The following is a 19126-nucleotide window of genomic DNA, read 5'->3' as shown; positions in this document are numbered from 1 at the left end:
GGGCGGGCAGGCGGACACCGTCCGGTCACCACCGCACGGATTCCACGCGACTGCGTACGAGCGCGGCGCGTGGGTGCGCCAGTTCGTCGAGGACGATCAGGGCCTGGCTCCACCGGTCGAACGCCTCCTCCCGGTGTCCCTCGGCCAGCAGCGCCGTGCCCAGGTCGTCGAGGGTGATGCCGGCACCGATGCGGTTGTCCACCTCGTTGTGCACCGTCAGAGCGCGCAGATAGCAGTCGGTGGCCTCGCTCCAGTGGGACTGCGAGGCGTGCGCGAGGCCCAGCTCGTGCAGCATGGTCCCCTCCAGCACACGGTTGCCGATGACGCCGTGCAGTTCCCGGGCCCGCTCGTAGTGTTCGACGGCTGAGGCCCACTCGCCCCTTCTGGAGCAGGCCCGTGCCATGTTCATCACGGCGTGGGCCTCGCCCCATCGGATGCCGTGGGAGCGATGCAGTTCCAGGGCGCGCTCGAACGCCGCGACGGCCTCTTCCCACTGCTGCAGTCCGGTGAGGGCGAGCCCGAGGTTGTTCCAGGCGATGCCCAGCCCCATCCAGTCGTCAATGCTGCTGGTGGCCTCCACCGCGATCCGGCAGTGCTGCTCCGCCTCGCGATGGAGGTCGAGGTAACTTCCTGCGAATCCGAGGTTGTTGCGGATCCAGCCCTCCGCGAAGGGGCCCTCCCGCTGCGCGGAAGGCAGGGCGTCCGCGTGGGTCCCGTAGAGATCCGACCACATCCGCCGGAGGTAGAAGTACTCGCCCATCGCAGCGGTGAGCAGCCACGCGATGGCGTCCAGGCCCTCCCGCGCGCACTGGCGCACCACCGTGAGGACGTTGGCCCGTTCCGTGTCACCCCAGGCGAACGCCGCACGGTGGTCCTGCAGGTGCGGCGCCGCGGGGACGGCGGGGAGCTCGTGATCGTCGATCGGCACGCGCCGGCGCCGGGGGGCGAAGACCCGGTCCAAAACGTCACCCGCCTTGAGATACCAGGCGCCCAGCCTTCTGACTGCCTCGAGCCGTTCCTCCCGGGGGATCTCCGCGAGCGCGCGTTCCCGTGCGTACAGCCGCAGCAGGTCGTGGAAGCGGTAGCGGCCACCCGGGCGCTGCTCGATCATGTTGACGCGGGCGAGTGTCTGGACCAGCCTCCCCGCCGCGGCCGTCGGCATGTCGGCCAGCGCCGCGACGGCGGGAAGCGGTATGTCGGGCCCTTCGTGCAGGCCGAGCAGCCGGAAGAGCCGGCCGGACGACGGGCTGAGGCCGCGCAGTGACCAGGAGAAGATCGAGCGGATGTCGCGGGGTTCGTCGTCGCCCGCGACGAGGGCGTCCAGGCGGGTCGTCTCGTCGGCGATCTCTTCGGCTGCCTCGGCCACCAGGATGGCTGGACGAACGGCGATGCTCTCGGCCACCACGCGCAAGGCGAGCGGCAACCGTCCGCACAGGCGTGTCAGACGGTCGACCGCCTCGGGTTCGCTCCGGGCGCGTGTGCCGCCGATGAGCGAGACGATCAGGTCGGACGACTCGGTCTCGCTCAGCACGCCGAGCGGCATGGCGCGGGCGCCGACGCCCGTCACCGGAGCGCGACTGGTCACCACGACGCGGCAGTGGCGTGAACCCGGCAGCAGGGGGCGTATCTGTTCGGACCCGGCGGCGTTGTCGAGGACCAGCAGCATGCGCCTGTCGGCGATCTCGGTGCGGTACCGCGCCTGGAGATCGTCCAGTGTCGTCGGCATCTCCGCGTCGGGAACACCGATGTCCCTGAGGAAGCGGCCCAGCACCGTCTCCGGCGCGAGAGCCTCATGGGCACTGTCCCAGCCGCAGAGGTCGACGTAGAGCTGCCCGTCCGGGAACTGGTCCGCCACCCGATGGGCCCAGTGGACGGCCAGCGTCGTCTTGCCGACACCGGGCGGCCCGGTGATGGCGACGAGCGGGGCGTCGTGTCCCGCGGACGAGCCGGGCAGCAGCTGGTCCAACTCGTCGACGTTCGTGTGGCGGCCCGCCAGGTAGGCGGTCATCGACGGCGGCAGCGAACGCGGCACCACGTGTTCGGCGACCGGGTCCGGGCAGGGCGCGTTGGCCAGCTCCCGCCATGCGCCGCACCAGCGTGCGACCTCGGCCTCGACGTTGTCGGGCGTCAGGTCGGTTCCGGCGAGACAGGCGCGCACGAAGCAGTCCACGAACAACTCGTAATCGTCATAGGACTTGGGCATGCCTTGCCCTCGTTCCCGTTGGGAGACGGTTCCCTTGCCCAGCTTGCCGTAGCAGCGGGTGCCCACACTCTGTCTGCCCAGCGCACCGATCGAGACCTTCGCCCAGATACGCAACTGCCGGAGCAGAGCACCGAATTCGGCGATGGTGCGTGCTGTCTCCGGGGCCGGCGGGACGTCTTGGGCCCCCGGTGTCCGTTCGTCCATGCTTCTCGGCCCGCAACGGGTTCACGATGCCGGAATCGATAGGATAATGAGTAGATTGTCCGCGTTCGTAACCAACGTGAACCCCTTCGCACCTTGGACCACCCTGGGCTGAAGTGCAGCGTAGTAGGCATCTCAGCCGATGTGGTGTGGTCCGAGCGGAGGATCCGATGTCCACCATGTCCTTCGTCATACTGATTTGCCTAGTATTACTTCCCGGAAAGCGCGTCCTCGAACTTCTGGTGAAGGCGATCACCGACATGCTCCTCGGTGCCATCGTCCTCGCAGTGGTGATCGCGCTCGTCCTGCACGCGACGGGCGCCTCCTACGAGGGCCCGGGGGCGCCGGATCCCACACCGGCCCACAGCACGGGACAGCCGCGCTACTGGTAGCCGCCCAACCACCTGCCCGGAAAGGGCAGGTCGCCCTCTCCCGTTCGGTGCGGCGCCACGCAACGCAGGCTCCGGGCTCAGGCGTCCCGCCGACGTACGCTCCATGCGCCCGCCAGGAGCACGCCGGCCGTCCAGGCGAACGTCACCAGGAGGCCCGACCACGGCCCGAGGTGCCCTTCCGAGGTCTCGTGGAGGACGGCCTGCCCGGCCCTGTCGGGCAGGCCGTCCGTCAACCCGTCGGCCATGTAACCGAACACGAACGAGGCAAGCAGAATGAATGGGATCATGATGCCGATCGCCGTCACACCGCTCCCCAGCAACGCCGCGAGCCCGGCCGCGAACAGCGCCATCAACATGACGTAGATCCCGAAGCCCGCCACCCCGCGCACCTGCTCGCCCCAGGACAGTCCGTCCGCGGCGGCCCCGAGCCCCGTCCGCGCGGCCACCGCCAAACGAAGAAGCTCCAAGACCACGGACCCTACGGCCGCATCAGCACCGGACAGCCCGACCCGGCGCGAGCCCCACACCATCGCATGACAGACCACGGATTACCTATAGATCCACGCCAACCCTGCTATGCAGCATCAACAAGGATCCCTAAATGAAACACCCACCAGTTGAAGACCCTGCCGGCCGGGCGCGGCACGCCCGGTCCTTGCCCCGACCAGCCGCCGGTCACGGCCCCGCCGGCGGCGCGGCACCTTCCCCTCCGCGGGATGATCTCCACCCGGCACTCGCAGGTCAGCGCGGCGCCGAGTACGATCCGCCCACACACGCGCACGAGCTGGGAGGACGACGTTGGGGCGGCTGACCGGCGGGGACCCCTCTCTGCTGCGGCGGATCAACTCCGCCGTGGTGCTGCACACGCTGCGCGCCACCGATTCCGCGACGCTCACCGAGGTCGCCCGGGTGACCGGGTTGTCCCGGCCCACGGTCGAGGGTGTGGTCGAGGGGCTGATCGACGCGGGGCTGGTGGTCGAGAAGGCGGCCGAGGAGGGCGCCGCGCGGCGTCAGGGGCGGCCCGCGCGGCGGTTCCGCTTCCGGGCGGAGGCAGGCCATCTGCTGGGACTGGAGATCGGCGCGCACGGGGTCGCCGTGCTGCTGTCCGACCTGGACGGCCGGCTGTTGGGATCGACGGCCAAGGACGTGTCCGAGACGGCGTCCGCCGACGAGCGGCTGGAGCGGCTGCGCACCGCGGTGGCCGACCTGCTGCGCCGCTCAGGGATCGCGCGCGGTTCGCTGCAGGCGGTCGGCGTGGGCACCCCGGGCATCGTCGAGGCGGATGGCACGGTGCGCCTCGGCACCGCCCTGCCGGAGTGGACGGGCCTGCAGCTGGGCGAGCGGCTGCAGCGGTCCTTCAAGTGCCCGGTGCTGGTGGAGAACGACGCCAACGCGGCGGCCGTGGCCGAGCACTGGAAGGGTGCGGGCGTCGACTCCGACGACATGGTGTTCGTACTGGCGGGGCTGAGCCCCGGCGCCGGTTCACTGATCGGGGGGCGGCTGCACCGCGGGTACGGCGGCGCGGCCGGCGAGATCGGGGCGCTGCACCTGCTGGGCCGCGAAGCCACTCCGGAGACGCTGCTGTCGACCACGGACACACCATTGCACCCGCTGGACGAGCAGGCGGTCGCGGAGGTCTTCAAGCACGCGCGCGAAGGCGATGAGCGGGCGCGCGCGGCCGTGGACCGGTTCATCCGGCGGCTGGTGCACGACGTGGCCGCGCTGGTGCTCGCCCTCGATCCCGAGCTGGTGGTGATCGGCGGCTGGGCGACGGGCCTGGACGGCGTGCTGGAGCCACTGCGCCAGGAACTCGCGCGCTACTGTCTGCGCCCGCCCCGCGTCGCCCAGTCGGTGCTCGGCGAGGCCGCCGTCGCGATGGGCGCGCTGCGGCTGGCGCTGGACCATGTGGAGGCGCAGCTGTTCGCGGTGGAGGGCACGGTGACGGGCCGCTGACTGCGGCCGACAGCGCGGCACGCCCCGGGAAGTCCCGGGGCGTGCGGGTGCGGACCGTGGACGGCGCGGGTCAGGAGGCCCGGCGCTCCGGGTCGTGGTGGATCTCCACATTGCCGGTGTCGCCGAAGGTCAGCCGGCAGGTGTCGGCGCGGTAGGTCGCGACGGACACCGCGGCGGTGCGCCCCTCGGCGAAGAAGCGGGTGGTGACGACCAGTACGGGTGCTCCGGGCAGCCGGTCGAGTTCCTTGGCGTCGTCCGCGCGTGCCGAGCCCAGCTCGACGGCACGGTCCTGGCCCGTCAGCTCCAGCCGCTGCAGTGCGCGCAGCACGGAACGCGCGCGTGCCGATCCGGAGGGCGCCTCTATGGCGGACAGACCGGGCGCCGAGGCGTCCGGCACGTACAGCAGTTCGGCGGCGACGGGCTGGCCGTGCGTCATCCGGGAGCGGCGCACGATGTGCACCTGCTCCTTGCGGCCGGTCTCCAGCATGCGCGACACCGCCACGGGCGGGGCCGCGACCGTGCAGTCCACCGGCTGCCAGGCGTCGCCGGCCGCTCCCGGCCACGCGTGCTGCGCGGTGCCGACGGCCACACCCATGCGCGGCGGGGCGACCGTGGTGCCGACCCCGCGACGGCGCTGCAGCCGGCCCTCCAGCTCGAGTTGCTCCAAGGCCTGGCGGAGGGTGGCTCGTGCCACCCCGAAACGGGACGCCAGCTCCCGTTCGTTGGGCAGGACCTCACCCACCGTGAACTCGGAGTCGAGTGCCTCACTTAGCACGGTCTTGAGGTGCCAGTACTTCGGCTCCGGCACCGTTTCCAGCTGTGTGGTCCCCACCCTGTCCTCCGACGTTCGCCGTGTCCCCGGCGGCGTTTAAGCGCCCTTGTTTATTAAAGGTTCCTGCACTATCCGCGACGATAGGCCCGCCCCCACCCTTGGTCAAGACCAATCATCGATTCCCTGGGCCGCCAACCGGGCGCGTACGGCACGGCGTTCACACACTGTTGGCGCCCGTCACGCAGCCTCGACACCCAGGTCACGCGGGGAGGGACGGCCGGAGCGTGCCGTGCGCTCAGCCCTCGGCCGCGGGGAGCGACACCAGCTTCTCCGGGTTGCGGATGATGTATACGCACCGGATGCGGCCGTCCAGGACGTCCAGTTGGACGACGCAGTCCGGCTTGCCGCCGGAGAGTGCCGGCAGCGCCGTGCCACCGTTGATCTCCAGCAGCCGGAACGACACGTCCGCGACCCCCTTGCGGGCCGCGCCGGCCAGGAACCGGCCCACCTTGTCGGCGGACTCGACGGCCCGCAGCGGGGCCCGGGCCTTGCCGTCACTGCCGCCGACCCGCCGGACGTCCGGGGCGAGCAGGGCCATGGGCCCCTCGGTGTCGCCGCTCTCCGCCGCGGCGAGGGACCGGGGCAGCCAGGGGCCAGTAGGCCTCGTTGCGCGCCTGCGCGTGGCGCAGCCGGTCGACGGCGAGCCGGGTGGTGATGCGGACCGGATACGGGCGCGGAGTCGCACCCGGTGCGACTCCGCGCCGGACCAGCGCGGCCACGCCTCCTGGACGACGTCCTCGGCGTCGGTCACCCGGCCGGGCACGCGGTGGGCGACACCGAGGAGGACGGGCCGGTGCTGTTCGAAGAGGTCGGTCGCGGAGCCGGCTGCCACGTTCCCGTCCCAGCCGACCGGATGAGGTCTGTCCAGCCGGGGTCTACCCGTCGGTAGCAGTTGCTGACAAGCTGTCTACAAGACGGTCCGTGGGCGCGCCCCACGGACTGTCCGTCGGTGTGTGCCTCGGGCCGTCCGTCAGCGTGTCTCCAGGGCTGTCGCGCGGGGTGTCCCACCAGACTGTCCGTCAGCGTGTCCCAGACGAGGAGCAACCAGATGTCCGCCACGGTCTCGTTCGACGTCCCCTCTCCGTCCGGCCCGCGGACCGTGACCGTCGCCTACGCGCGCGTGGGCGCCGGTGAACCGCTTCTGCTGCTGCACGGCATCGGCCACCACCGGCAGGCCTGGGACCCAGTGGTCGACATCCTGGCGACCGAGCGTGACGTGATCGCGGTGGACCTGCCGGGGTTCGGCGAGTCCCCGGCGCTGCCCGACGGTCTCTCGCACGACCTGGCGACGGTGGTGCCTGCCCTGGGCGGGCTGTGCGAGGCGCTGGAGATCGAGCGTCCCCATGTGGCGGGCAACTCCCTGGGCGGGCTGCTGGCGCTGGAGCTCGGCCGCGAGAAGCTCGTACGGTCCGTCACGGCGCTGTCGCCCGCCGGGTTCTGGTCGCCCGTCGAACGGCGTTACGCGTTCGGCATACTGCTGGCCATGCGGCACGCGGCGCAGCGCATGCCCCTGTCCATGGTGGAGCGGCTGGCCCAGTCTCCGGCGGGGCGCGCCGCGCTGACCAGCACGATCTACGCACGCCCCGGCCGGCGTTCACCGGAGGCCGTGGTCGCCGAGACGCTGGCGCTGCGCAACGCCGCCGGGTTCGCCGAGACCCTCCGGGCCGGCACCGACGTGCTGTTCACGGACGACGTGCCCGGGGTTCCGGTGACGGTCGCCTGGGGCACCCGGGACCGGCTTCTGGTGCGCCGTCAGGGGGTCCGCGCCAAGCACATCATCCCGGCCGCCCGGCTGGTGCGGCTGCCCGGGTGCGGGCACGTCCCGATGAACGACGACCCCGCTCTGGTGGCCCGCGTCATCCTCGACGGCAGCCGCTGAGCGGGGACGGGCCGGTCGGCGATGGTGCGGCCGGCCCCGGTCGTGTCGGGTCGGGTCCGGTCAGATCGGATCGGATCGGATCGGCCGAGTAGTCACGGGGCACTCCGTCGCAGGGCACTCCGTCGCGGGGCACGTCCTTGCAAGGCACGCCGTCGCAGGGCGCCGGATCCCAGCGCCACTCCGGCGCCCACGAGGGCGCTTCCCAGGGCCTGCGGCGCCCCGTAGGCGCCCGTCCCGACCAGCGGGGCGGTGCAGGCCGCGGCGACGGGGATGAGGCCGGAGAAGAGCGTCGCGCGCTCCGTGCCGAGCCGCTGCATGCCCATGTACCAGCACACGAACCCGACGACGGTGACGATCGCCGCCTGCCACAGCAGTGCCAGGGCCTCGGTGCGGTCCGGCACGCGCAGCCACGCCCCGCCGTCGGCGAGCAGCCCGGCCGCCGCCGACTCGGCCGCGGCGAGCCCGCACACGACGACGGACAGCAGCCGCGGCCCCAGGGGACGCAGCACGGGCGGGGCGAGCACCGCGAAGGCGACCTCTCCGGCGAGCGCGCACCCGGAGTAGACGATTCCCGTCACGTCGGTCCGACCCCATCCCTGGACGGTGAACGCCCCGACGGCCACGAGCAACGCCCCGTACAGCACGGCCCTTTGCGGTCGGCGGCCCTCGAGGAAGGGCAGCACGACGGCCACCACCACGGGCGCGCAGCCCACGAAGACGCCCGGTACCGCCGGTTCCGCCGTGCGTTCGGCGGCGATGACGGCGAGGTTGAAGCCGACCATGCCGATGGCCGCCAGCAGCGCGAGCCGCACCCACTGGCGTGCGCTCAGGCCCCGCAGACGTGCGGCCCGGCCACGCGGGAGGAGGGGCAGCAGGAGCAGGCAAGCGAGCCCGTAGCGCAGGAACTGGCCGCCCGCGTACGGATAGTCGCCGAGCACGCTGTTGGCGGTGAAGGAGCCTCCGACGAGGACGCAGGCGAGGGCGGCGAGCAGCGCCCCGCGGGTGGTGGTGGCGTTCATGGCAGCGACGCTAGGAACGCCCGTGGTCCGGTTTAAGGTCCACTTTCATGACTGCATCGGGGACCAATCCGGCCTGGGAACTGCTTCTGCCGGCCGCTTCCGCGCCCGCACGCGCGCGTGGCCGCACGTTGCAGGCGGCGCTGCGCGAGGCGGTGCGCTCGGGGCGGCTCGCGTCCGGCACCCGGCTGCCGTCGAGCCGGGACCTCGCCGCGGACCTCGGCGTGTCGCGGGGGCTGGTCACCGAGGCGTACGAACAGCTGACCGCGGAGGGCTATCTGCGCAGCGACCGCGGTGCGGGTACCTGGGTGAGCGGTGCCGCCCGGGCGAGCCGCCCACGCGCGCGTGACCTGGCGCCGCGTCCCGCGGGCGCCCGCGCCGACTTCCTGCCGGGCACCCCGGACCTGTCGCTGTTCCCGCGCCCGGCGTGGGCCGCAGCGCAGCGGAGTGTGCTCGCCGCGCTCCCGCACCACACACTCGGCTACCCGGACCCGCGGGGCCTTCCCGAACTGCGCACCGCCCTGGCGGAGTTGCTGACGCGGCGCCGTGGCGTGGTGGCCGATCCGGAGCAGGTCGTGGTGGTCTCGGGCGTGGCGCAGGCGACGACCCTGCTCGGTCTGGTCCTCCGCGCGCGTGGGGTGCGCTCCGTGGGGGTGGAGGACCCCGGGAGCCCGGAACACGAGATCCTGCACGCCGCGGCCGGGCTCCGTGCGGTGCCCCTGCCGCTGGACGCGGAGGGGCCGGCCCTGGAGCCGCTGCGTGCGTCGGGCGTGCGTGCGGTGGTGACCACGCCCGCCCACCAGTTCCCTTCGGGCATCGCGTACTCCGCGCGGCGGCGCGCCGAACTGCTCGACTGGGCACGTGCCGTGGACGGCCTGGTGGTCGAGGACGACTACGACGGGGACTTCCGCTACGACCGCGCGCCGGTGGGCGCCCTGCAAGGACTCGATCCGGAACATGTCGCCTATACGGGCTCCGTCAGCAAATCGCTCGCCCCAGGGCTGCGGCTCGGCTGGCTGCTGGTCCCGGCGGCGCTGGCCGACGAGGTCGTGGAACGCAAACGCACCATGGATCTCGGCAATCCGGTGCTGGACCAGGCGCTGCTCGCCCGGTTCGTGGAACGCGGCGACTACGACCGGCAGTTGCGGCGCTGCCAGCGCGCCTACCGGGAGCGGCGCGACACACTCGTGGCCGCCCTGGAGAAGCACTTTCCCGGGACCGAGGTGTCCGGGATCGCCGCGGGTCTCCATGCCATCGCCCGGCTGCCCGGGGAATGCGGCCCGCAGGGGCGGTTCCTCGAGCGGACAGCGGCGGCGGGCGTGGCGGTGCGTGCCCTGACGGACTACGGGTCGGACAGGTTCGCGAGGACGGTGGACGACGACTCCGTGCGGCTGGTCCTCGGGTACGCGCACCTGTCGCCCGCGCGGATCCGCGACGGCGTACGGCTCATGGCGGAGGCGGTGCGGTGACGGCCGCAGGCGGTGCGGTGACGGCGGAGGCGGTGCGGAGACGGCCGCACGCGGCGCGGCGATGGCGGAGGCCGTGCGGTGAGCAGGCGGCGCGGAGACGGCCGCACGCGGCACGGTGAAGGCCGCACGCGGCGCGGTGATGGCGGCAGGCGGCGCCGTGATTGCGGCAGGCGGCGCCGTGACGGCCAACAGCCCAGGGCACGCGTGGCCTTCAGGTGCGGGCCGGCCGGCTCTTCGCCCCCTCCGCGCAGACCCGTGTGGTTCCCGCCGCCCCAGTGACAGTTGTTCACTTGTGGTTTCCACGTGCGCCGCGACGCGCGCGTAGTTGTGGCTGTGCCCATTGGCCGGAACCGTCCTTGGAGGCGTATCCCATGTCACACCGTCCGCTCCCCGGCCGCCGCAGTGTCCTGCGCGGCTCGCTCGCCGCGTCGGCGGCCCTGTCCCTGCCCGGCGCGCTCGGCGCGGCTCCGGCACTCGCCCTGTCGGGCCGGCCGAAGGCGGGGTGGGGTGTCCAGACGGGCGACGTGACCACCGACTCCGGCCTGGTGTGGGTGCGTTCCGACCGCCCGGCCCGCATGATCGTCGAGACCTCGGCGACGGAGTCGTTCCGCAACCCGCGCAGATGGCACGGCCCCCTGCTCGGCGCGGACTCGGACTTCACCGGCACCACGCTGCTGCGCGGGCTGCCGTCCGGTGAGCAGATCCACTACCGGGTACTGCTGGCCGACCCCGACGACCCGCGCCGTACCGGCGAGCCGGTGACCGGCACCTTCCGCACGGCGTCGGCGAAGCGGCGGCGGGGAGTGCGGTTCGTGTGGTCCGGTGACCTCGCCGGGCAGGGCTGGGGCATCAACCCGGAACTCGGCGGCTACCGGATCTACGACACGATGGCCGCCCTCGATCCGGACTTCTTCATCTGCAGCGGTGACAACATCTACGCCGACGGCCCGCTCACCGAGACCGTGGCCCTGCCCGACGGGCGGACCTGGCGGAACGTCACGACCGAAGAGAAGTCGAAGGTCGCCGAGACGCTGGCGGAGTTCCGCGGCAACTTCCGCTACAACCTTCTCGACGACAACCTGCGGGCCTTCAACGCCCAGGTCCCCTCGATCATCCAGTGGGACGACCACGAGGTCACCAACAACTGGTTCCCGGGGGAGATCTTCGCCGACGCCCGCTACACCGAGAAGAACATCGACGTGCTGGCCGCCCGCGCCCGGCAGGCGTTCTCCGAGTACTTCCCGATTTCGACGCTGCGCCGCCCCGGCGGACGCGTCTACCGGGTGCAGCGCTACGGCCCGCTGCTGGACGTATTCGTCCTGGACATGCGCACGTACCGCAACACGAATTCGGCGGACAACCAGACCACGGACCCCGAGGGCATCCTCGGCCGGGAGCAGCTGGAGTGGCTCAAGCGCGAGCTGGCCCGCTCCCGGGCGGTGTGGAAGGTGATCGCCTCCGACATGCCGCTCGGCCTGGTCGTGCCGGACACCGGGGACGGCAAGCCCAACTTCGAGGCCGTCGCGCAGGGCGACCCCGGCGCGCCGCTCGGCCGGGAGCTGCAGATCGCCGAGCTGCTGCGGTTCGTCAAGCACCGGCGGATCACCGGCACCGTGTGGCTGACGGCCGACGTCCACTACACCTCGGCCCAGCACTACGACCCGTCGCGCGCCGCGTTCAAGGACTTCGCACCGTTCTGGGAGTTCGTCTCCGGACCGCTCAACGCGGGCGCGTTCCCTGCGAACGCGCTGGACGGCACGTTCGGCCCGGACCGTGTCTTCGTCAAGGCGCCCTCCACGGCCAATGTCTCGCCGGCGGGGGGCTACCAGTTCTTCGGCGAGGTCGACATCGACGGCCACAGCGGGGAACTGACGGTCCGTCTGCGTGAGCAGGACGGCACGGTGCTGTTCACGAAGACGCTGCAGCCGGGGCGCGTGGGGCAGTAGTCCGGGGGCGCGAGGCGGTAACCGGGAGGCGCGGGGCGGCGAACGGAGCCGTGGCCTCGCCTACGGGCGGAGCATCGCGCCACCCATCGCGCCGCGCATCGGGGCCCGCCCCCGGTGCGCGGCGGTCTTTCGGCTGTTCCTGCAGCTCAAAGCCGGTTGTCAGTGGTCGCCTCTACGGTTTCCCCATGACGCGATCGTTGCAGGCCGTGGGCCGCGCATCCACGATGACGACCTTTGCACGCACGCCGACCTCACCCGCGCCTTCCAGGCCAGGCTGCGAGAGGTGGCGTTCCGGATCCGCACCGACCCGATGCCGTTTCTGCTGGCCACGCCGACCTGGTCCACGGGATCGCTGGAGCCCGAGGAGTTGGTGGCGCGGCTGACGGAGTACCGACGGCTCGGGGCCCGGCCGGGTGAGGCCGACTTCACCCAGGCCCTGCTGCGGGTGTGCAGGGACGACCGGGCGAGGGCCGCCGAGGCGGCGGTGCGGGCGGCCGCGCTGGGGACGGCGGAGGGAGCTCGGCTCGCCCGGTGGCTCACCGCCGAGGAGCCGGAGCACCCGACGGTCCGGCGCCGTACGCAGGACGCTGCCATGGCGCTCGAACTGGGAGAGGCCCCGGAGTTCCGGACGGACCTCCCTGTGCGGTTCCGGGGTATCGGCGGTCCCGTCGCGCCGTTCCAGATACACCACTACCACTGCGAACACTGGCACAGCACCGGGCGTGAGCACTGGCTGGCCGTGCTGCCCGGCCGACGGGAGCTCGTGGCCGCGCGGCTGCTGATCGACCTGGCGTCGAAGAGCAGGTGGGACGGCCCCAACAACGGGATCCCGCTGGCGCTGCTCGCCGAGTCGGACGGCGAAGCGGGCGAGGCGGTGCACCTCTGCTTGGCGTACGGGCTGTGCGCACGGCACCAGGAGGACCGGCTGCCGGCCGTGGACGCGCTGCTCGTGCCGGCCGCACGCGGGCAGTTGACCCCGAGCGGTTGGGCGCAGACCTCCAGGCGTTGGTGAGCTGCGGTGCCGCCAAGCCGGTCCGGTTCGTGGCATCGTTCAGGACCGCGGCGGTCTCGGGGGCGTACGCGACCCGTCTGAGCGATACTCCGCCACGCCCTGCCCGGTCTGCTAGGCAGCGTCGTGGCACAGGGCAAGGTGGCGTGCGGACTCGGGGATCTGCTGGCGGTGGGCGCCGAGTGCGCCGAGCGGTCCCGGGCGCGCGGCGAGGTCACGCATCTGGCCGAGGTGGCGGCACGCGAGGGCTCGTCGCGGGTCCTGTCACAGGCCCGGCGGCTGCACACGGCGCTGACCGCGTAAGAAGGCGGTCACAGAGCCGTGACAGGGCGCGGTGCCCCGCTCACGTCCCGTCGACCTGAGGCGGCATCCACGGACTCCGCTTGCGCAAGAGTTCTCCCAAAAGAACACCAAAAGGGGCAGAACTACGCTTAACCGTGGGGTCACAGAGCGTTCGTGATCACGCAACACCCTTCCTTCACAGTTGCTGTATGACTCCGAAGATGTCTGATGTGAGGCGTGCGAAAGACGGGCGGCCGGTCCGCCACTGGCGGCGGGACGTGGTCGAACTGGCGGCACTGTTCACGGCGGTGGCGGTCGCGGACGCCGTGGCCAACGTTGTCGGGCACGGGCCCGACGGCCCCGCCCTGCTGGTGATCTCGGCGGTCGCGCTGATCGCCACGGCCGGGTTCCACGTGTGGTGGTCACGGCGCCACGGTCATGCGCCGCCGAAGCTCGATACCGGTGCCCGGCCGCCCGCCGAGTCGCGGCAGGCCGGGCCGTCGGGGAGCGAACTGTCGGGCACCGAGCCGTCGGAGACCCGGCCCGACGCTGCACAGGCGCCCGGCGCGGCGACCACACTGTGGCGGATGCGGACGACCGTGCGGGACCAGCCGGGTTCGCTGGCCCTGCTGTGCACGGCGTTGGCCGGTCATCAGGTCGACATACTCAGCCTGCAGACGCATCCGCTGGCCGAGGGCACCGTCGACGAGTTCCTGCTGCGGGTCCCGGCGCGGCTCCCCACCGCCGACTTGACGCGTGCGGTCTCCGAGGCGGGCGGCAGCGACACCTGGATCGAGCGGGCCGACGCCCACGATCTGGTCGACGCTCCCACCCGGGTCCTCGGTCTGGCCACCCGCACCGCCCTGGATGCCGCCGAACTTCCGCTCGCACTGCGGCAGTTGCTCGGCCGGTGCACCATCCGTTCGCTGCCTGCCGCCTCGGTGGGCGACGCGGGCGTTCCCGAGGAGGGCGCGCTGGAGGACACCATGCTGAGGCTGAGGGCACCCGAAGGCGGAGTGATCACAGTGGAGCGGGCTTATCTGCCGTTCACCCCCACCGAGTTCGCGCGGGCCCGCGCACTCGTCGAACTGGACAGCCGGCTCGGCCCGCGGGTTCCGCGCAGTCAGGACGTGCTGACACTGCCCGAGGGCAACGCGATCACCGTACGGCGGGCAGACACCGCCGATCTCAACGCGGCCAAGGCGATGCACGAGCGCTGCTCGGCGCGGACGCTGAGCATGCGTTACCACGGCCCCGTCGGCGACGCGGACCGCTATCTGAACCATCTGCTCAGCCCTCGTTTCGGGCGGACCCTCGCGGTGCGTACGGCGTCGGGGCGGATCGTCGGCCTCGGCCATCTGCTCTGGGACGGAGACGAGACGGAGATCGCGCTGATCGTCGAGGACGCCTGGCAGCGCCGTGGCATCGGCAGCGAACTGCTCCGCCGACTGGTGGCGATGGCGGTGGAGGGCGGCTGCGAGAGCGTGTACGCGGTGACACAGGCCTCCAACACCGGCATGGTCGCGGCGATGCGGGGGCTCGAGCTGCCGCTGGACTACCAGATAGAGGAGGGCACGCTGGTGATCACGGCCCGCCTGGACGCGACGCCGGTGCGCTCGGGCTTGCCGTACGACCGGGTGCAGGGGACGCCGCGCGACTAGCTCCTGTCGTCACACCCAGGAACGTCCGGCCGGGCCGGGCCCACGCACCCGACCCGGCCGGACTCCCCACCTCCCCACCGGCTCCCCCAGGCCCGCCCGGAGCGCCCGGAGGGCCCAGACCGCCCGGCTCCGAACCGGCCTCGCGGACCGCCCGTCCGAACCGGCCTCCCGGTCCGCCCGGTCCGTCGCCGAGTTCCGGCCAACCACGAAGGCGCAGCTCAGAATCGTGCTGACGCGCACCCCGTCCCCGTACGAGGATGTCCGCATGTCAGATACCAAGAGCCCGCTGCCACGTGAAGTCGCCGACCGTTACGTCGCCGATCTCATCGAACTCGATCCGCTCGTCGGTACCTACCTCGGGGTGAAGGAGAGTCACAGCAAGCTGCCCGACACCTCGCCCGCGGGGCACGAGGCGCACGCGGAGTTGATCCGGGCCACGCTCGCGCGACTTGACGAGGCGGAGCGACAACCGGGCGCGGACCGTGGCATCGAGCGCCGCTGCGGTCGGCTGCTGCGGGAACGGCTGACCGCGGAACTCGCCGTGATCGAGGCGGACGAGTTCCTGCGCTGGGTGGGCAATCTGCACACGGCCCCGCACTCGATCCGCGAGGTCTTCACCATCACGCCGACCGAGACCGACGAGGACTGGGCGGCGGTGGCCGAGCGGCTGCGCGCGGTGCCCACGGCGTTCGCCGGGTACCGCGAGTCGCTCGAACTGGGCCTGGAGCGCAAGGTGCCCGCCGCACCCCGCCCCACCGCGACCTTCATCGACCAGCTCACCGAGTGGGCGGACCCGGACGGCAAGGGCCGCGGCTGGTTCGAGGAGTTCGCCTCGGCGGGCCCCGAGGCGCTGCGCACCGAGTTGGACGAGGCCGCGAGTGCGGCGACCCGTGCTGTGGTGGACCTGCGCGACTGGATGCGCGATGTGTACGCGCCGGCGATCGAGGGTTCGTCGAACACGGTCGGCCGGGAGCGGTACGCCCGGTTCTCGAGCTACTTCAACGGCACGGACCTGGACCTCGACGAGGCGTACGCGTACGGCTGGGCCGAATACCACCGGCTGCTCGGCGAGATGAAGGCCGAGGCCGAGAAGGTGTTGCCCGGGGCGGAGACACCTTGGGTGGCGCTGGCACACCTGGACGAGCACGGCACGCACATCGAGGGCGTCGAGGAGGTGCGCGCCTACCTCCAGGACCTGATGAACGAGGCGATCGAGGCCCTGGACGGCACGCACTTCGAACTTGCCGAGCGCGTACGGAAGGTCGAGTCCCGTATCGCGCCGCCGGGCGGTGCCGCGGCCCCGTACTACACCTCGCCGTCGGAGGACTTCTCACGGCCGGGCATCACCTGGCTGCCGACGATGGGTCAGACGCGGTTCCCTGTCTACGACCTGGTGTCCACCTGGTACCACGAGGGAGTGCCGGGCCATCACCTCCAGCTGGCGCAGTGGACGCATGTCGCGGAGAACCTCTCCCGTTACCAGGCGACCATCGGCTGGGTCAGCGCCAACTGCGAGGGCTGGGCTCTGTACGCGGAACGGCTCATGGACGAGCTGGGCTTCCTCAGCGACGCCGAGCGACGGCTCGGCTATCTGGACGCGCAGATGATGCGCGCGCTCCGCGTCATCGTCGACATCGGCATGCACGTGGAGCTGGAGATCCCCGCCGACTCGCCGTTCCACCCGGGCGAGCGCTGGACCCCGGAGCTCGCGGAGGAGTTCTTCGGCGCGCACAGCAGCCGTCCGGCGGACTACGTGGAGAGCGAGCTGACGCGCTATCTGACCATCCCCGGCCAGGCCATCGGCTACAAGCTGGGCGAGCGGGCCTGGCTCCTCGGCCGTGAGAACGCTCGCAAGCGGCACGGTGACGCCTTCGACGCGAAGGCCTGGCACATGGCGGCCCTGTCACAGGGGTCGCTGGGCCTGGACGACCTGGTGGAGGAACTGTCCCGGCTCTGAGGGTTGATGTGTGGCGGCCGGGCCAAGCTCCCACGGCCCGGCCGCTGTTCACAGCTGTCGTATGGGTTCACAGCTGCCGTCACAGTTCACAGCTGCCGTCAGTTCACAGTTGCCGTCACGGTTCACAATCGTCACCATGGTTGCCAGCCGTCGCCACGGTTACAACTCGTCGCCACGGTTCACCGAGCCTTCGGCGCCCGCACACCCACCTACAGAGGTTCGCACTTACCCGCACGGGTTCACGCCCGCACGCACAACTCACGCCAGACCCATGCCGTTCACAGCGGACAACCCGGTTCACACCCGACCAACGCGGTTCGCGGTCCGCTGATGACAGCCGGGTCAACGCCTGAAGCCACCTTCCGAGTCGATGACCTGCCCGGTCACCCACTCCGCCTCGTCCGTCGCCAACCAGGCGAGCAGACGTGCCGGATCGTCCGGCATACCCCAGCGCCCGCCGGGGAAGTGGGACGCGACGGCCGCGTAGTCCGCCCCGGCGAGGTAGTCGGTATCCACCGGACCGGGGTTGACCGTGTTCACCGTGATCGCTCGTTCCGCCAGCGTCGTCGCCAGTGAGCGCGTGATCGACGCGAGGGCGCCCTTCTGCAGCGCGTACGCGATCTCCCCCGGCATCCCGCCCGCGATGTCCTGCCCGGACGTCATCATCAGCACCCGGCCGCCCGGAGTCCGCGGCGGCGACTCGGCCCGCAGCCGCGCGTACGCCTGGACCAGCAGGATCACCGAGCGGGTGTCCACCGCCCAGTGCTCGTCGAGCATCGTCGCGTCGACGGCGTCCAGCGTGCCGTCCGCGCCGCTGCGGGCGTGGTTGGCGACCAGGACGTCCAGCCGTCCGCCGAGGGCTTCGGCGGCGGTCTCGATCAGTCGTGCCGGCGCGTCCGGCGTGGACAGGTCACCGGGCCCGTGAGCCACCCGCGCCGCCGGATCGGCGAGCGCCTCCCGCACCCCGGCGGCCACCGCCTCCGGCCGGTCGGCACCCCACGGCATCGCCTCGTCGTGCGGCACATGGTGGTGCAGATACACGCTCGCACCATACGCGGCGAGTCGCCGGGCCACGGCGTAGCCGATACCGGCCCGTCGGCTGGCACCCGTGACGAGGGCGGTGCGACCGCGCAGCGGCAGCGGGTCGCGGCGGAGGTCCTGGGCTGTGGGAGCAGGCAATGCAGGCATGGGAGTTCATGATGGACACCCGGGCGGTGGGCCGCACGTGATTTTTTACGAGACCGTCGGCATGCTCATTCCCACAAGACCGTCGGCATGCTCAGCAGCCGCAGTCCCCCTCCCCCACCGGCACGGTCAGCGGGTCCGCGGGGCGTCGTTCACGGCCCTGCCAGGTCTCGTACTCGAAGCCCTCCCGCACCCAGTACTCGAAGCCGCCGAGCATCTCCTTGACCTGGAAGCCGAGTTCGGCGAGGGCGAGGGCCGCGCGGGTGGCGCCGTTGCAGCCGGGGCCCCAGCAGTAGGTGACGACCGGGACGGATCTGTCCAGGAGTTGTCCGGCCTGGTCGGGGACGAGTGCGGTGGGCAGGTGGACCGCGCCGGGAACACGGCCCTGGTCCCAGGCCTCGGCGGAACGCGAGTCGAGCAGGACGAAACCGGGGTCGCCGTCGGTGGCGAGTGCGGCGGCGACGTCGGACACGTCGGTGTGGAAGGCGACGCTCGCGGCGAAGTGGGCGGCCGCCTCGGCCGGGGAGGCCGGGGGGACGCGGAGCACGGCGTTGGTGTCGGTCATGACCAGAAAACTACGGCCGCACATCCGCACCTTGAAGGAGCAAACCACGGCGCTTGTCTTGATCCGCCGTGGATTCCCCTGCTACTCATCGCTCATGACCACGCATTCCCCGTACACCCCCGACGCCACCGACTGGCGGATCCTCGACGTCCTCCAGCGGGAGGGCCGCGCGAGCTTCGCCGAACTGGCCCGCTCCGTCTCGATGTCCCCGAGCGCGGTCACCGAACGGGTGCGGCGGCTGGAGGAGGCCGGCGTCATCCAGGGGTACGCGGCCGTGGTCGACCCGGAGCGCCTGGGCCTGCCGATCCTGGCCTTCGTACGGCTGCGCTACCCGCACGCCAACTACAAGCCGTTCCACGACCTCGTCGCCGCGACGCCGGAGATCCTGGAGGCGCACCACGTCACCGGCGACGACTGCTTCGTGATCAAAGTGGCGGTGCGTTCGATGCGGCACCTGGAGGAGGTCTCCGGCAGGATCGGCGCGCTGGGGTCGGTGACGACCAGCGTGGTGTACTCCTCACCGCTGCCGCGCAGACCGATCGGTCACTGACCTCCCGGGCCCCCCAGGTCTCCCGG

The 19126-nt window shown here is 71.9% G+C and carries 15 protein-coding genes and 2 pseudogenes; 10 read left to right on the top strand and 7 right to left on the bottom strand.

From position 1 onward, the window contains the following. Positions 1-25: 25 nt before the first annotated feature. A complete protein-coding gene (locus EF387_RS15055; protein WP_128377058.1) occupies positions 26-2407 on the bottom strand; it encodes an ATP-binding protein in 2382 nt (793 codons plus the stop codon). A gap of 239 nt (positions 2408-2646) precedes the next feature. Between EF387_RS15055 and EF387_RS46675 the strand changes: the two genes are divergently transcribed. Beyond that, positions 2647-2796: a hypothetical protein gene (locus EF387_RS46675; RefSeq protein ID WP_155589761.1), complete on the top strand. Its 150-nt coding sequence runs from the start codon at positions 2647-2649 to the stop codon at positions 2794-2796. 77 nt (positions 2797-2873) lie between these two features. Here the strand turns inward: EF387_RS46675 and EF387_RS15050 are convergent. Then, positions 2874-3242: pseudogene (locus EF387_RS15050) on the bottom strand (ABC transporter permease); the annotation flags it as partial. A gap of 352 nt (positions 3243-3594) precedes the next feature. Between EF387_RS15050 and EF387_RS15045 the strand changes: the two are divergent. Next, positions 3595-4749: an ROK family transcriptional regulator gene (locus EF387_RS15045; protein WP_128377057.1), complete on the top strand. Its 1155-nt coding sequence runs from the start codon at positions 3595-3597 to the stop codon at positions 4747-4749. Positions 4750-4819: 70 nt separating this feature from the next. Here the strand turns inward: EF387_RS15045 and EF387_RS15040 are convergent, their stop codons facing one another. Together EF387_RS15040 and EF387_RS15035 are read right to left on the bottom strand one after the other, a co-directional pair. Further along, positions 4820-5581, bottom strand: a complete 762-nt coding sequence (locus EF387_RS15040) for a GntR family transcriptional regulator (RefSeq protein WP_128377056.1) — start codon at positions 5579-5581, stop codon at positions 4820-4822. 235 nt (positions 5582-5816) lie between these two features. Further along, positions 5817-6413 (bottom strand): annotated as a pseudogene (locus EF387_RS15035) (sigma factor). 216 nt (positions 6414-6629) lie between these two features. Here EF387_RS15035 and EF387_RS15030 point away from each other — a divergent pair. Beyond that, positions 6630-7460, top strand: a complete 831-nt coding sequence (locus EF387_RS15030) for an alpha/beta fold hydrolase (protein ID WP_128377055.1) — start codon at positions 6630-6632, stop codon at positions 7458-7460. 92 nt (positions 7461-7552) lie between these two features. Here EF387_RS15030 and EF387_RS15025 read toward each other — a convergent pair whose 3' ends face one another. Then, positions 7553-8479, bottom strand: coding sequence for a DMT family transporter (locus tag EF387_RS15025; protein WP_128377054.1), 927 nt, complete (start codon positions 8477-8479; stop codon positions 7553-7555). Positions 8480-8526: 47 nt separating this feature from the next. Here EF387_RS15025 and pdxR point away from each other — a divergent pair, with 47 nt between their 5' ends. The 6 genes from pdxR (at position 8527) to EF387_RS15000 (ending at position 16800) form a co-directional block, all read left to right on the top strand. Beyond that, positions 8527-9945 (top strand): MocR-like pyridoxine biosynthesis transcription factor PdxR, encoded by a 1419-nt coding sequence (gene pdxR / locus EF387_RS15020; RefSeq protein ID WP_128377053.1) that lies wholly within the window; start codon positions 8527-8529, stop codon positions 9943-9945. Between the two features lie 371 nt (positions 9946-10316). Next, complete coding sequence (locus tag EF387_RS15015) at positions 10317-11891, top strand: alkaline phosphatase D family protein (protein WP_128377052.1); 1575 nt, start codon at positions 10317-10319, stop codon at positions 11889-11891. Further along, positions 11830-12903 (top strand): DUF7824 domain-containing protein, encoded by a 1074-nt coding sequence (locus EF387_RS15010; protein WP_420802574.1) that lies wholly within the window; start codon positions 11830-11832, stop codon positions 12901-12903. Before EF387_RS15015 ends, EF387_RS15010 begins: the two co-directional genes overlap by 62 nt. 123 nt (positions 12904-13026) lie before the next feature. Beyond that, positions 13027-13203 carry a hypothetical protein gene (locus EF387_RS46670; protein ID WP_155589760.1) on the top strand — a complete coding sequence of 59 codons (177 nt, stop codon included), beginning with the start codon at positions 13027-13029 and terminating at the stop codon, positions 13201-13203. Positions 13204-13391: 188 nt separating this feature from the next. Beyond that, complete coding sequence (locus tag EF387_RS15005; protein WP_128377050.1) at positions 13392-14843, top strand: GNAT family N-acetyltransferase; 1452 nt, start codon at positions 13392-13394, stop codon at positions 14841-14843. Positions 14844-15108: 265 nt separating this feature from the next. Continuing rightward, entirely contained in the window at positions 15109-16800 is a 1692-nt protein-coding gene (locus EF387_RS15000; RefSeq protein ID WP_128377049.1) for a DUF885 domain-containing protein, read from the top strand. 342 nt (positions 16801-17142) lie between these two features. Here EF387_RS15000 and EF387_RS14995 read toward each other — a convergent pair whose 3' ends face one another. Together EF387_RS14995 and EF387_RS14990 are read right to left on the bottom strand one after the other, a co-directional pair. Beyond that, a complete protein-coding gene (locus tag EF387_RS14995) occupies positions 17143-17988 on the bottom strand; it encodes an SDR family oxidoreductase (RefSeq protein ID WP_128377048.1) in 846 nt (281 codons plus the stop codon). Positions 17989-18079: 91 nt separating this feature from the next. Continuing rightward, entirely contained in the window at positions 18080-18550 is a 471-nt protein-coding gene (locus EF387_RS14990) for a rhodanese-like domain-containing protein (protein WP_128377047.1), read from the bottom strand. 94 nt (positions 18551-18644) lie between these two features. Between EF387_RS14990 and EF387_RS14985 the strand changes: the two genes are divergently transcribed. Further along, positions 18645-19100: an Lrp/AsnC family transcriptional regulator gene (locus tag EF387_RS14985; RefSeq protein ID WP_128377046.1), complete on the top strand. Its 456-nt coding sequence runs from the start codon at positions 18645-18647 to the stop codon at positions 19098-19100. Positions 19101-19126 lie beyond the last annotated feature (26 nt).

It is taken from the genome of Streptomyces cavernae (assembly GCF_004023625.1).
Classification (GTDB): Bacteria; Actinomycetota; Actinomycetes; order Streptomycetales; family Streptomycetaceae; genus Streptomyces; species Streptomyces cavernae.
The sequence above is the reverse complement of the archived record's forward strand: the minus strand, read 5'-3'. Positions and strand labels throughout refer to the sequence as shown.